Genomic DNA, 13,111 nt, shown 5'->3' on the forward strand with positions numbered 1-13,111 from the left:
ATTAAGTCAAAATAAAACATGTTTTAATGCTTTTGGCTATAGTCTTGGAGGAATTTTCAAACGTAATAGCTACTAACTACTTAATAGTACATTAGAAGTTGAGACCTAAATTAAAAGAATGAATGGTCGATACCCAAATATCATCCTGTGGATTGATATAGGCCATTCTCATCTTATAATTAAAATAGAAGTGCCTAACTCTAAATTCGGGAATAAAAGTTATAAATTGATTGCTTAAACTGATTGAGCTCCTAAAAGGAAGGTCTTTAAATTTGAGCCAGCTTCCCACATAAATACCATCAAAGATTGAGTATCTCTTTCTCATATGAATTCCAGCAAAAGGCTCCAACCAGATTTTCTTCGCGTCTCCTTTCCACTGATGAAAGAAGTGAAAGAGAGGGAAGTTATCATAGGAGTATTGCTCTTTTTCTTTAAGGGTAAGTAACTTCGCTTCGAGCATCTCAATTTTCCAGAGACGATGATCGCTCTCTCTTTTCCAGATAAAATCCATAGAGAGAGTTTCTTTTGATTGGCTTAGATCTGAAAAGTTAAAAATTTTAGAGCTCTCCGCTAACTCTGTTTTAGTCTTTGTTAAGTCGGCGTCAGAGCGATTTAACTTATAGAGATTTAGCTTTATATGAGTATCTATATGACCGCTCTTAGTGACAATAGTACTTAGGCCCATTTTGGTTTCTTTTTTTACATAAACACTAACGGAAGGATCAAGGCTACTTGTTTGATTATAAATAGTAAAAAGAGAACCTAAGTTTAAATTGTAGAATAGAGACGGGGTTAGTCTATATTTTGAAAGATTAAAACTTGGAAGAGGAACTCCAAGAGTAGCATCAAGATCAATATACCTTTCTGAATTCATATTCTTATTTAAAATTTCTAGAATATTTAATTCTTTTTGAGACTGGGAAGCTCCCGCTTCGTTCCCTTTGTTCTTTATATCGGCGACAAGATCTTTGACGCCAGAGCTTACTTGTAAATCTAAATCAATATATTGTTCATAGAGATTGTGAGTGAGACGCTTATTTATGAGAGTTTTATCTCTGAGGATAGTATATCTCTTTAAATTATTTCTTAGGCTTTGAGCATGAGCACTATTGGCCAAAATTAGTAGGAGTATGATAATTTTTTTCATTAGGTTATTATAAACAAAAAGCAAATAAAAAGTAGAAAAAATGATCGTATATAATAAAGAATTCGATTTGAATTTATCAGAACATGGAATTGAAGTTCCAATCTTAGACGATCGCTCTAGAAGATGCTTCACTGAACTTAAGAATGTAGACCCATCAATTAGTGAAGTAGATTTAAAGGAATTAGAAGAAATTAATAGAGAGGATCTTCTGCGAGTTCATACTTCTGAATTTGTAGATGCGCTCTTAGGCGATGAAAAAGAAAAGAAGATTATCGAATGTTATGAGCTCATTGACCAAAATGGAAATTACTACCGCTACGACCCAAGTAGAGCGAAGTATCCACTTTCAAATTTACTAGATAAATTTCTATTGCAGACAAAGGGGACGTATCTCTCTTTTAGAAGAGCTTTTGAGACAGGTTTCTCTTTTGGACTTTGCGGAGGAATGCACCATGCGATGAGTGATCGCTCGAGAGGATTTTGTTTAATAAATGACATCGTTATTTGTGCTCGAAAATTTCAAACAGAAGTTCGGGCAATAAATTTTTCAGTTATTGATATTGATGCTCACAAAGGTTGTGGAACAGCAGAGCTTACAGCTAATGATTCTTCCATTGAAACATTGAGTATTCATATGAAGAATGGTTGGCCTCTCTCTGCTGATTGCGGCGAGGGCCCTTGGAGAATTCCCTCTACTATTGATATTGGAGTAGAGCTTGGTGAAGAGAATCAATACCTCACTAAGTTAGAGGAAGGTTTAAAGGAATTAGAAAATCTCGACATGGCCATCGTTGTGGCTGGAGCCGACCCTTATAGTGAAGATGTTTTAGAGAGCGCTAGAGGAATTCAGCTTTCGAAAGAACAAATGCTTGCAAGAGATTTACTTGTTTATAGGTTTCTTAAAGAGAGGGGAATTCCCCAAGTCTGGCTCATGGCCGGAGGCTATGGACCTAAGACTTGGGAGATATACTTTCAATTTCTTAAATTAATTCATGAGGAAGAACACGCTTAATTGGTCTAAAGTATGTTCTTGGAGAGTGCTCTAATAAATCAGATACTCTACCCATGTAAACACAAGCATACTTCTCTATTTGATCAGCAAAGCGGCTCTCTTCTTGTCCCGCTCTCATGAGTTCTCCCCAGTGTGGATTGAAGCACTTTCTATAATCTTCTAATTCTTTTGAAATTGAGTTATTAATCTTTTCAATACTAGAATAAATCTTTCCAACTTCATCTTTATCAAAACTTTCTCCACGGTACTTACTCATTTCAAGTTTATCTAGACGATCTTCAAAGACTTCTTTTTCTTGCATAAAAGAATCAATTCTCTTTTGAGTTGGTTCACTCTTTTTTATGGCAAGAATTTCATCTTCTAGTGGTTCAACTACTAGGGCCGTTCTCCAACCAAAAGTTTTCTTAAGTGAGAGAACGTCACCATAGATATGATCTCCTAAATAGAGAATTTCAGACCCTTTAAGTCCTAGGTCTTCTTGAAGCTTACCAGCGTTACCACCTTGATAAACTCCAGGAGTAATTGGACCTTCATGATTTGTCATCAGAGCTGTATCAGGATCAATTCTTAGAAAGTGATTCTTTACATGAAAGAATCTTGGCTTACTGGAGAGAGTAATTGTGATCTCAAAGAGGTCTTTCCAGCTCTTATGCTCTTTTAGAAATGGATCAATAGCGTACTCAAGTAAATCTTTACAATAGTAGAATTCAGAGTTGGTGATAATAATTAACTTCTTACCACACTTCTTATACATCTCTAGCTGAGATACTAATTTCTCATCTTGAATAATAAAGTCACCAATATTTTCTTTAACTTTACTTTTAAGAGATCCATCAGAGTGACAAATATCGATCGCCTCTTTTATATGATCGGCCAGTAGATCATATCTTGGAACTACTGAACCTTTCTCCTTAAGCTCTACTAGTTGAGCGTAGAGAATTCCATTTGAAACTGAAAATGCAGTATCTAATGATTGGAAACTCTCATCACTTAAATCAATAACTCTATTGGCATAGGCATTATTCTGCTCTTCAAATGAAAGAGCTGAAAGTCCGTGTTGGGCCTTTTTTACTTTTCCAAATCTTGAAACGTGTAGAAGGTTTCCTCTAAGCTTATCAATAACTAGTCCTTGCTGAACTAATTGAAAATCAAACTCTAGGTCTAGAACTTCTTTTGGATAACCCAATACTTTCACGAGGTTCTTCTTTACGAGTGAATAGGTAAGTCTCTCAAAATTCTCTGTATTATAGCGAACTAGCGTGTAGTCCATATCAAAACCGATGGCCTTAATTTTCTTCATATTTAATATTCTATTAACGTAAACGCTCATTTTTCTATGACTCCTTTAGTCAAAAACTCTTTCAATCCCTTCTAGGGAACTAGAGAGCTTATCAAGAACATGGAAAGTCAGTCAATTATATGTGTTTCGACTGTAAAATTAATGAGTTTGACTAGACCTATTCCCTGTAAACTTCTAACATGATTAGGATAATTTATTTATTAGCTATTAAAAAGGTGTGCAGATGAGATCTCTATTTAATTTGTGTTTAATTCTTATTTTGACTCTTGGTGCGACTTCTAGTTTCGCTGAAACAAATGAAGAAAAGGGACTTCGAATCGCAAAAGAAGCGGAAGCTAAGAATAATGGCTTCATTGGTGATGAATCAGATCTAGAGATGGTTCTCATTGATGCATATGGCTCTAAGATCGTTCGTAAGATGCAAGGGAAGGTTTTAGAAGTAAAGAATGACGGTGATAAGACACTTAATATCTTTTTAAATCCAAAAGATGTTAAGGGAACGAAGATGCTAACTTGGTCTCATAAGAGTGAAGACGATCACCAGTGGCTCTATCTTCCATCTTTAAAGCGAGTGAAGAAAATCTCTTCTAGAAATAAGTCTTCTTCTTTTATGGGAAGCGAATTCTCTTATGAAGATATTGGTTCTCAGGAAATTGAAAAGTATAAATTTAAATATCTTAAAGATGGAAAGAGTAAAGACGGAGAAGAAGTCTACATTATCGAAAGAATACCTGTGGCCAAGAGTGGTTACTCTAAGCAAATTGTTCAACTTTCAAAGAAGCACTTAAATGCTCTCCATGTTGATTACTACGATAGAAAGTCTGAACTTCTAAAGACTGCAGAGATGAGTGACTTTAAAAAGTATAAAGTTGGCTCGAAAGAACTATGGAGAGCTTCTGTTATTCATATGAAGAATGTTCAAACAAAGAAGGAATCAATCTTTCAGTGGACGAATCGAAAGGTGGGAGTAAATCTAAAAGATAGCCTCTTTACTAAAAGGTCTCTTTCAAGATGATTGGTAAGAGTCTTTTATTCATCTCATTTATTATTCTTAACTCCGTGTCACTGGCCTCTGTTAGTGATCAAGGAGAGATTTCTTTTGAAAATAGAAAATTTGAAAGTGATAATGATAATCTCACTTACGATGATAATTTCGCTATTTTCACTAGGGCCCAATTTAAATTCATTGAAGGAAACTTTACTGGAGCACTTCGGGCTTATGCTAGAGCAGACTCTAAAGATAAGGATCGTAATCACTATGTGATAGAAGATGCGTACGGTTCTTACTTATTTGGTGAAGAGGGAAGTTTTAAATTACTTGCGGGATGGAAGTTATTTAATTGGTCGGCGATGGAAGCTTTTCATCCGGCCGATGTGGTAAATTCTAAAAACTTTGATGGCGAAATTGAAAAGCTTGAAAAGAAAGGTGAGCTGACTCTTGAGAGTGAGTTTGTAATAGGAGAGGGAACTCTCAACTTCTACTTTTGGCCTAGAGTGGAAAATCCTATCTATCCTTCGACACGCTCAAGAACTGGAGTCAATTTTGGAATTGAGTTTAAAGATCCTGTTTGGGTGAATGGTAGAGATGCCGCTACAAACTCTAAGTGGCAACCTCAGTGGGGAATTCGCTTTAATCAAACCATTGGTGATTTAGACTTTGCTCTACAATTTCTAGATCATTTTGATAGGGCACACCCTTTAGTTGGATATACTTTTGGAACTTCTGTGGGTGGAGTAGAGTTTCCGACGAACTCTACTGACTTTAGACCACACTTCTACCGAGTAAGAGAGCTCGGAGGCACTCTTAGTTATGCCTTTGAGGGATATATATTTAAATTAGAGGGGAGTTATAGAAAGTTTGAAGATGACTTTAAAACATTAGTTCCAATCACTAGAACAACTTTTGAAAGAGCAAAGCAGCAAGATCACGGAGAGCTTGCCTTTGGTGTAGAAGATACAATTTCCTTAGATGAGCTAAACCATGAAGTCACGTTGATCTTTGAAGTGACGAGCGTTCTGGGAGCAAATAAGATTGCAAGAAGAAGACTTAGTGCGTTTCAAAGAGATGCTCTCATAGGTATGCGCTATAATTTTAATGATCTCATGGGCTCTGAGTTATTTCTAAGCTATATCCAAGATTTAGAGTACACAGATGAGAGATTATTAAACCTATCCTTCACCAGAAGACTTTCTGATCAATGGAAGTATAAGTTAGGTCTTAGGACTTACCAGGCAAAAGAGAAGGGCTTCTATGGACTACAAGTCTATAAAGGTGATGGTCAGGGCTATTTGAATATTTCGAGATTCTTTTAAAATTAATAGTTTTTCTGGCGAGAATTTGATTTTATCTTGCCAGAAACACTCAAAAACCTTATCTTTAACAAACAATTTCTTGGGGCCCTTAGCTCAGTTGGGAGAGCGCTTCGCTGGCAGCGAAGAGGTCAACGGTTCGATCCCGTTAGGGTCCACCACTTCTAATACCAGTCGAACCATCGACATTTAAAAAGCCACTATTATGAGAACCAAAAACATAGGTTCCCAAGCTAGTGGCTTTTTTTATTTCTGCATACTTTTGCCCACCTAAACTTCCTGTTTCAAAGGATGCTTCAAGTGGCCTACCAAGTTTACGAAAAGGGAGAACAACCCCTTTCTGGCCTTTTGAGGCTTCTCTAAATCGCTCTGATTGCTCATCAGAACCCCAGAAGTCCACCCGAATTACATTGTCAGGATGAATATGAACGGGAGTACTCGGTAGGCAGTGGAAAGTGAACCAAACCCTCGATCTAGAAATAGCTTGAAGCATTCATAAAATCTAAAATTCTTTTGTTAGTAATCTAAGTATCGGTTTTTTATTCATTATTTTAATTAAAGTTTATAGCTCACCACTAACATTTAAAAATGAGCACTAGAATTACTTATGTGGCTTAGTTTCTATCTACAATCGTAAAGTAATCTAAGTCTGTAATTCTCAAAGTTTCTATATCCGTAGGCCTTCCTCTGAATGAGCTTAGCTTTACGATTATACCCCTCGGTCTTCGCATTAGTTATTCCGGTCTTGAAATAATTTAATATTTCAATTCGCCACTTAACTAAAGTTCTACGAAGGGATTGAACTGCTTTTCTTCCTGAATGAGCCATTTCATCAGTTAGCTTTGTAAGCGCCTTCTTAGCCCGTTTAAAGCCTCTTATATTGTAAATTGAAAGCATTCTCTCTTTAAATTTATATATCTCTTCAAGCTCTGGGAAAAGCCCATTAATATGTTTAACAATTGATCTTTGAGAAAAACTTAAACGGTCATCTCTTGTTAAATATAATCTTCTCATTGGACTTGTTTTAGATTTTAAGAAAATAGGATGTTTCATTGTTTCAATACGAATTTTATTAAGAGCGTGATTAAACAATTTGATAACATGAAATTTATCACTAGTAATTTTAGCGTTAGGGAAATGAGACTTTACAAATTTTTGATAAGTTGAAGACATATCAATAACAACATTTTTAACATTCTCACGACCTTTAATATCGATAGCCCTCGATGACATTAAACTATCAAAGGACCTTCCTAGAGTGACTTCTCGAACTCTGTTGTTGTTAAAATCTACAAACACAGTAGCAAACTCTTTGTAATGAGTTTTAGTATTTCTAATAAAACTATGTTCATCAATTCCAATAGTCTTGGGCCATTCATAATTCATTTTCTTTGCTTCTAGCGAGAGCTGTTCGTAGAATGCTTTATAGACTAGCCATGATGAACATCTAAGTTTTGTGGTGACTCTTTTGAGGTCTGTGAAGTTTGAAGCGCACCACCTGATGTGAGATCTAAATCTTTGAGTGGAGCGAAAACCTTTTCTTATTCCAGGAACAGGTTCCCTGAATACAGCATTACAATTTTGACATCTAAATCTTCTTTTTCTAATTCTCAGGTAAACAATTTTGTCGCGAATAGGGACGTCTTTAATGTGAACGTAGACTTGATCATGAATTTTAGTGGTCTTTGTTGCGCACTTTGGACAGACTTCAAATTTAGAAAATTTGTAGGCGTCAAATTGAATAATATGATTTGTGAGGTTTCTTTTGTTAGTAAATTTAAGTTCTGGAAGTGAAAATAGTTTGTTAATCTGTGACTCGAGCATCGAGTATTCTCCTTGTAAAAAGCTTTGTGGTAAAAGAATTTTATCAGATTTGAATACTCGTGCTTATCTTGATCGTTTTGGTCTTGATTCAGCGCCATCCACTGTTAACCGAGAAGACCCCTTTCAGAGACGGTATTATCTCAATGTGCAAACTTTATAATCCATAGGATTCAAAACGAAAGAGATATGAAATACATTCAAGCTATATTGCCTTATTTTTCAGATGATTTTACAAATAAAATAAAGCAGTCTAGCCCAGGGGAGGCACTTGTTTTTGGTAACTGTGTCTCTATGCCTTTGCATTTAAAAATTCATAAATCAAACCCAAGTCCAAATAGTGAAAACTGCAATATTCCAGTAGAATGGTTTACAAAAGCAGTAAATGAAAAAGAAACAAGGGAATAAAATCGACTAAAAATTCAGATTGGAGAAACGCTCATATTTCAGAGGATTTAAAAGAAGTCCTTTTGAAATTGAGAAAGCTTCATCCAAATGCTGAAAGAGTCCTTCCCAGACCTGGGGGATGGAACGATGGAAATGCAGCAAAGATTCTTAGGGCATTCCTAGTGAGGATTGGAATTGATAAATACGTCACTTTCCACACTCTAAGAGCTTGCTTTACAACCCATGTTCTAGCATCAGGAGCAGAACCAACACAGGTTATGAAAATGGGAGGCTGGGCCGATTTTAAAACCTTTCAAATCTACGTCCGAATGGCGGGTGTAGATGTGAAGGGCGAAACATACATGTTTCGCTGACGACTTCAAAGTGACGCCTAAATTTGGTTCGCTTGATAATGTTATCAGACTTAAAAAATAGAGCTAAATGAGGGGGAAACCCCTCATTTTAGCCATTTAGGTCACTTTATGGCATATTAAGTTGTTTAAATTACTATAAGATTGAAAAAATATCACAATTGTGATACTTTTAATGGGAGGCGTATGAATACGCTTGAAAAGGAAGTCGAAGGACTTCTATTTTTAGATAAGCTAATAGCTGTTGTAGAGCATGGCGAAGTGGACTACTGGGAAGACCGAAAAAATCCTCCCAATCTTTCAATAGATGAGTTTCACCAAGTCCTCTACAGAATGGACGAAGCTGCTAACTTTAAGTGGATTGATCGAGACAGCACCAATGGGCCACATGGCACAACTGGTGAGGACAAATGCTTTAAGTTTAATTGTGAAGTTCAGTTTGGTGGAATTTTTGAGATTGAGACAAAATTCTACTTTGTGAAGGGTTACTTTTTCGACAAAGGCGATTTGAAGGGAGTAACAATTCAAAGCTTTAGGCAAGAGGTTTAAAATGGAAACAACTGTTAATAAAGAATTTTTAGGCAACACCTTTTCTTATACTACTGAGGTAGACAGAGAAGGAAACGCTTTATGGACTCAAAAAATTGATAGCGAGTTTTCAAAATGGCTTCATCAATTAAAAGATGAAAACAGAGAGCTTTTTAAAGTTCAATATTCTCTTTCATCCAATGCCTACGATGTTCTAGCAAAGTTAAAAGAAAGAATTGGTGTCTATGATGACTCTCTCATTATTAGAGCGATTACCATAACCTTTATCAATTTCATTGATACTAGAAAAGGTAGAGTTATTATCAAGAAACTCGATTCTTATAAAGGTTCTGGCGATCTTGACCTTCTTAAAGATGGTGAAAATCTTAAAAAGAATTTGTACTTTTCACCTGTGGGAATGCGTGATGTTGAAGCCTATTCAAATCTTACTGGATTGAAAAAAGGGCAAGTCATCAAAAATGCCCTTTACTCAGTTCTTTTAATTTCAATCAACGAAGATGAAGAAATTAAGAAGTTTTGGGAAAACGAGATCATTGAGAAATTAACAAATATCGTTAAGGCAGCCTAAAATGAAAAAGTTTGATGTTCGATCATTAGAACCTATTAAGGTGAAAAAGGGAAAGACCTTTCAAAATGATCGAGACGTCATTCAAATAAAAATTTCACTTAGAGACTCATCGCCCTTAATTTGGAGAAGACTCCAAGTTCCAGCGACTCAGCCCCTTAGAGGACTTCATCGAATCATTCAGGCTTCATTTTCATGGAAAAGCACTCATCTCTATGTTTTTAATGTTGAAGGTATTGAGTATGGTGATCCTGAGTTAGATGCTGGTGAAATGGGCTGGTATAATGATCAGACCAAACGCCTTTCTCAAATAGCCAAAACGACAGATTGCTTCACTTATACTTATGACTTCGGTGATGACTGGGTTCATGAAATTGAAATCGAAGAATTCTTAAATTCTAAGAAAGGTGTCAAATATCCAATTTGCATTGATGGTGAAGAGGACTCCCCGTTAGATGATGTCGGTGGAATTCATGGCCACTACAATATGCTTGAGGCACTCAATGATCCTAATCATCCTGAGCATGAAGACTTCTCTGAATGGGCCGGAGATTTTTATCACTACCACAAATTCGATATTTCAGCGATCAATGAGTATCGCTTGGAAAGACGAAAAACCTTAACAAAACGATAAGCTTGGAAAAAACAATCTATGATTTACACACCAAAACATTTCTCATCTGACAAAAACGAACGAATTATTGACTTAATTGAAAAATATTCTTTTGGAACGGTAATTTCATGTAAAGATGATGATGTTAAACACGTTACGAAAATTCCATTTTTGTTGAAGAGTCACAATAATGAATATTTTATGGAAGGTCATATGGCCAAGGCTAATCCTCATTTAAATTTTATTAGAAATAATTGCAAATTGATTATAATATTTGATGGACCTCATGATTATATTTCTCCTACTTGGTATCTAGATCCATCTATAAGTGTACCTACTTGGAACTTTTCAACCGTAATCGCTGATGGAAATGCTTTCATTTTTGAAAATAAAGAGAGGCTTAAAGAGTCAGTTATCGAGCTATCAAGAAAATATGAAAAAGATAGTTCATGGGAAAATAGACTAGATCAAGAATATTTTACAAATCTATCAAATGCCATTGAAGGGATAGAAGTACGTATTGAGACATTTCACTCTAAGTTTAAACTTAGTCAAAACCAAAATAAAGAAAATCAGAATAGTGTAATTTCTAAATTAGCTAATCACAATTTAGAGCTTTCAAATCTTATGAAAAGCTTTAGATAGGCTTTTTTTCTTCTCAATGTGACTGGACGTGACTCACGTTCGCTATGTTGTCAACGCCCCTAACTTAAGGTGTTGGATTTAGGAAAAATCTTTTAAATCCACCATTCTTTTACTCTTTAGTTTCAATATATTACAATTAGACCGTTCTTCCATCACGAACTAAGGTTTAAATTATGAAGTCCACTGGTACTCAGTCACAAGGTTTTATTCCAAAGTCCTTAAAAGTTCGATATGTCGTAAGTTGGGCGTCTGCCACGGATAGTCAGATAACATCTCCTTCATTATTGTCCAGTCATGATTTTTGATCCTAAATATCCCATTTATATTTTCAACGACTACGTCGACATGAGAAAAGGACACAATNGTAAGTTGGGCGTCTGCCACGGATAGTCAGATAACATCTCCTTCATTATTGTCCAGTCATGATTTTTGATCCTAAATATCCCATTTATATTTTCAACGACTACGTCGACATGAGAAAAGGACACAATACTTTGGCCTATATCGTCACTCACACAATCAACCTAGAGTTAATGTCAGGAGCTCTTTTTCTATTCGTCGCCAAGAGTAGAAAAGCCTGCAAAGCTTTATTCTTCGATGGCAATGGACTTGTGCTAATTCACAAGAAGATTGAGCGAGGGAGATTCATGTCCTTTGAGAACATTAAAGAAGTTACTGAGATCAACTCAAATGAGTTAACGCTAATTCTCAATGGCGGACAGATCCCTCTCTCAAAGTCTGGAAAGAAAATATTACTAAAAAGATAAGAAAACATTAGGCCTTTCGTTAAGGCTATTCTATAATTTCTTTCATGTATGATGTATCAAAAGAAAACGATAGAGAGTTTCTAAGAGAAGCAGTATCAATGCTTCAAGAGAAACTTATGATAAAAGAACTTGAAGTCTTAGAGCTAAGAAAGCTAAAAGAGAAAGATGAAGAAATTTTACAAAAAATATCTGAAGAGCTAAAGAATTTAAGAAAACGTGTCTTTGCTTCTCAACAAGAGAGAAAAGCGAATAAACCGAAGAGTCACAAAAAAAGAACAAAGGGAAACCTCCCTCATAACAAATCTAAAAATGCTCAAATTGAAGAATTAGAAATTGATCTTAATGAAGAAATCATAGACTACAAGATTGAAGAGTCATCATGTCCCAGTTGTGGAGGAGATAAGTTCTTTGAAATGAATAATTGTTTTGAAGAATCAAATGAATTAGAAGTTATAGAAAGACAGTATATAATTAAAAGACATAAGCGTCAGAAGTATTCTTGTAAGTGTTGTAGTAAAATTATTACAGCTCCAGGTGGTGTGAAATTAACCCCTGGCGGCGAATACTCGATTCAACTTGCTACTCAAATAGCTTGTGATAAATTTGAAGATCATCTTCCTCTTGAACGTCAGCGCAAACAAATGAAAAGAGCTGGAATAAATGTTGATGTAAAAACTCTTTATGGCCAGACAGAGCATTTATACAACCTTCTATTTCCACTGAACGAATTAATCAGGCAAGATGTACTTTCTGAAAATTGGGTTCATATTGATGAATCTCCAATTGATTTTTATAATCCAAATAAAAGTAAAGGTTATATTTGGTCAATGAGTAATCCTAGAGGAGCTTATTATCAATTTGAACCTACGAGATCAGGTTCTGTAGCTAAGGAGATGATCAAAGGTTACAAGAAAGGTTGCGTTGTAAGTGATGGTTACTCTGGATATAACTTTTTAGATTCGGATGAGAATTATAAAAATATTAGTCATGCATTTTGTTGGGCACATGTTAGAAGAAAGTTCTTCGAGTCAATGAATCACGACGATAGATCAGAAGTGGTGATTGACCTTATTGATAAGCTCTACGAAGTTGAGCACATGGCAGATGAGCTTCATCAGCTAAAAGAATTGAGGCTTGATAATTCAACTTCAATAGTTAAAGAAATTGATTCTTGGATAAAATCTATGGATGGTAAATTTCTCGATACATCTTCTCTTGGGAAAGCTATTCATTACTATCAAAATAGAAGAGAAGGTCTTCAACTATTTCTCAACGATGATACAGTTCCTATTGATAACAACATGGCTGAGAGAAAACAGCGCTGTCCAGTTATGGGAAGAAAGAACTTCAATTGTTTCAAATCAATAAATGGAGCGGACGTAGGAACTTTCTTTTACTCAGTAATTGAATCGTGTAAATCAAATGGATTAAACCCTAAATCCTTTATCAATACAATGGCGCACAGATCTGCTAAAGGAGAAGCGCTTGAAAGCCCTTTTGAGTATGCTAGTAAAATAAGTGAAAGATTAAGGACTCAAATAGCTGAAAAATTATCAGCGTTATCAAAAGCTTCTGGTTAAAAACAATTTGATCTAAATACTTCTCTTTCCTCGGAGCTTTCTTT

At 35.5% G+C, this 13,111-nt stretch carries 15 protein-coding genes and 1 tRNA gene; 12 read left to right on the forward strand and 4 right to left on the reverse strand.

Annotated elements, in window-relative coordinates:
- Positions 1–91 precede the first annotated feature (91 nt).
- A complete protein-coding gene (locus tag CES88_RS16370; protein WP_290736921.1) occupies positions 92–1,147 on the reverse strand; it encodes a hypothetical protein in 1,056 nt (351 codons plus the stop codon).
- 40 nt (positions 1,148–1,187) lie between these two features.
- Between CES88_RS16370 and CES88_RS16375 the strand changes: the two genes are divergently transcribed.
- Positions 1,188–2,159 (forward strand): histone deacetylase, encoded by a 972-nt coding sequence (locus CES88_RS16375; protein WP_290736923.1) that lies wholly within the window; start codon positions 1,188–1,190, stop codon positions 2,157–2,159.
- On the opposite strand, the gene CES88_RS16380 is transcribed toward CES88_RS16375, so the two are convergent.
- Positions 2,128–3,489, reverse strand: coding sequence for an HAD-IG family 5'-nucleotidase (locus CES88_RS16380; protein ID WP_290736925.1), 1,362 nt, complete (start codon positions 3,487–3,489; stop codon positions 2,128–2,130). The genes CES88_RS16375 and CES88_RS16380 overlap by 32 nt on opposite strands.
- Positions 3,490–3,682: 193 nt before the next feature.
- Between CES88_RS16380 and CES88_RS16385 the strand changes: the two genes are divergently transcribed.
- The 3 genes from CES88_RS16385 to CES88_RS16395 all read left to right on the forward strand — a co-directional run bounded on the left by CES88_RS16385 (position 3,683) and on the right by CES88_RS16395 (position 5,930).
- The gene (locus CES88_RS16385; RefSeq protein WP_290736928.1) at positions 3,683–4,474 is read left to right on the forward strand and encodes an outer membrane lipoprotein-sorting protein; all 792 of its coding nucleotides are present in this window, start codon (positions 3,683–3,685) and stop codon (positions 4,472–4,474) included.
- Entirely contained in the window at positions 4,471–5,772 is a 1,302-nt protein-coding gene (locus CES88_RS16390; RefSeq protein WP_290736930.1) for a hypothetical protein, read from the forward strand. Before CES88_RS16385 ends, CES88_RS16390 begins: the two co-directional genes overlap by 4 nt.
- 82 nt (positions 5,773–5,854) lie before the next feature.
- Positions 5,855–5,930 (forward strand) — tRNA-Ala (locus CES88_RS16395).
- Here CES88_RS16395 and CES88_RS16400 read toward each other — a convergent pair.
- Both CES88_RS16400 and CES88_RS16405 read right to left on the reverse strand, forming a co-directional pair.
- A complete protein-coding gene (locus tag CES88_RS16400) occupies positions 5,918–6,262 on the reverse strand; it encodes a hypothetical protein (protein WP_290736932.1) in 345 nt (114 codons plus the stop codon). The genes CES88_RS16395 and CES88_RS16400 overlap by 13 nt on opposite strands.
- Positions 6,263–6,390: 128 nt before the next feature.
- Entirely contained in the window at positions 6,391–7,593 is a 1,203-nt protein-coding gene (locus CES88_RS16405; protein WP_290736934.1) for an ISL3 family transposase, read from the reverse strand.
- Positions 7,594–7,779: 186 nt separating this feature from the next.
- Here CES88_RS16405 and CES88_RS16410 point away from each other — a divergent pair, with 186 nt between their 5' ends.
- From CES88_RS16410 to CES88_RS16445, 8 genes are all read left to right on the forward strand, one after another.
- Positions 7,780–7,998: a hypothetical protein gene (locus tag CES88_RS16410; protein ID WP_290736936.1), complete on the forward strand. Its 219-nt coding sequence runs from the start codon at positions 7,780–7,782 to the stop codon at positions 7,996–7,998.
- Between the two features lie 35 nt (positions 7,999–8,033).
- Positions 8,034–8,351, forward strand: a complete 318-nt coding sequence (locus CES88_RS16415; protein WP_365993364.1) for a tyrosine-type recombinase/integrase — start codon at positions 8,034–8,036, stop codon at positions 8,349–8,351.
- A gap of 183 nt (positions 8,352–8,534) precedes the next feature.
- Complete coding sequence (locus CES88_RS16420; protein WP_290736939.1) at positions 8,535–8,897, forward strand: hypothetical protein; 363 nt, start codon at positions 8,535–8,537, stop codon at positions 8,895–8,897.
- 1 nt (position 8,898) lies between these two features.
- The gene (locus tag CES88_RS16425) at positions 8,899–9,465 is read left to right on the forward strand and encodes a hypothetical protein (RefSeq protein WP_290736941.1); all 567 of its coding nucleotides are present in this window, start codon (positions 8,899–8,901) and stop codon (positions 9,463–9,465) included.
- 1 nt (position 9,466) lies between these two features.
- Positions 9,467–10,096 carry a plasmid pRiA4b ORF-3 family protein gene (locus CES88_RS16430; RefSeq protein ID WP_290736943.1) on the forward strand — a complete coding sequence of 210 codons (630 nt, stop codon included), beginning with the start codon at positions 9,467–9,469 and terminating at the stop codon, positions 10,094–10,096.
- A gap of 18 nt (positions 10,097–10,114) precedes the next feature.
- Entirely contained in the window at positions 10,115–10,720 is a 606-nt protein-coding gene (locus CES88_RS16435; RefSeq protein ID WP_290736945.1) for an FMN-binding negative transcriptional regulator, read from the forward strand.
- A gap of 422 nt (positions 10,721–11,142) precedes the next feature.
- Positions 11,143–11,487 carry an IS66 family insertion sequence element accessory protein TnpB gene (gene tnpB / locus CES88_RS16440; protein WP_290736947.1) on the forward strand — a complete coding sequence of 115 codons (345 nt, stop codon included), beginning with the start codon at positions 11,143–11,145 and terminating at the stop codon, positions 11,485–11,487.
- A gap of 44 nt (positions 11,488–11,531) precedes the next feature.
- Complete coding sequence (locus tag CES88_RS16445; RefSeq protein WP_290736949.1) at positions 11,532–13,067, forward strand: IS66 family transposase; 1,536 nt, start codon at positions 11,532–11,534, stop codon at positions 13,065–13,067.
- Positions 13,068–13,111: the final 44 nt, after the last annotated feature.

It is taken from the genome of Halobacteriovorax sp. JY17 (genome assembly GCF_002753895.1).
Taxonomy (GTDB): Bacteria; Bdellovibrionota; Bacteriovoracia; order Bacteriovoracales; family Bacteriovoracaceae; genus Halobacteriovorax.

Bases quoted from the DNA above. Each gene is read 5' to 3' on its own strand.
- CES88_RS16430 (WP_290736943.1), top strand. From the start codon at position 9,467: ATGAAAAAGTTTGATGTTCGATCATTAGAACCTATTAAGGTGAAAAAG.
- CES88_RS16425 (WP_290736941.1), top strand. From the start codon at position 8,899: ATGGAAACAACTGTTAATAAAGAATTTTTAGGCAACACCTTTTCTTAT.
- tnpB (WP_290736947.1), top strand. From the start codon at position 11,143: ATGATTTTTGATCCTAAATATCCCATTTATATTTTCAACGACTACGTC.
- CES88_RS16370 (WP_290736921.1), bottom strand. From the start codon at position 1,147: ATGAAAAAAATTATCATACTCCTACTAATTTTGGCCAATAGTGCTCAT.
- CES88_RS16390 (WP_290736930.1), top strand. From the start codon at position 4,471: ATGATTGGTAAGAGTCTTTTATTCATCTCATTTATTATTCTTAACTCC.
- CES88_RS16375 (WP_290736923.1), top strand. From the start codon at position 1,188: ATGATCGTATATAATAAAGAATTCGATTTGAATTTATCAGAACATGGA.
- CES88_RS16410 (WP_290736936.1), top strand. From the start codon at position 7,780: ATGAAATACATTCAAGCTATATTGCCTTATTTTTCAGATGATTTTACA.
- CES88_RS16400 (WP_290736932.1), bottom strand. From the start codon at position 6,262: ATGCTTCAAGCTATTTCTAGATCGAGGGTTTGGTTCACTTTCCACTGC.
- CES88_RS16405 (WP_290736934.1), bottom strand. From the start codon at position 7,593: ATGCTCGAGTCACAGATTAACAAACTATTTTCACTTCCAGAACTTAAA.
- CES88_RS16420 (WP_290736939.1), top strand. From the start codon at position 8,535: ATGAATACGCTTGAAAAGGAAGTCGAAGGACTTCTATTTTTAGATAAG.
- CES88_RS16435 (WP_290736945.1), top strand. From the start codon at position 10,115: ATGATTTACACACCAAAACATTTCTCATCTGACAAAAACGAACGAATT.
- CES88_RS16445 (WP_290736949.1), top strand. From the start codon at position 11,532: ATGTATGATGTATCAAAAGAAAACGATAGAGAGTTTCTAAGAGAAGCA.
- CES88_RS16380 (WP_290736925.1), bottom strand. From the start codon at position 3,489: ATGAGCGTTTACGTTAATAGAATATTAAATATGAAGAAAATTAAGGCC.
- CES88_RS16385 (WP_290736928.1), top strand. From the start codon at position 3,683: ATGAGATCTCTATTTAATTTGTGTTTAATTCTTATTTTGACTCTTGGT.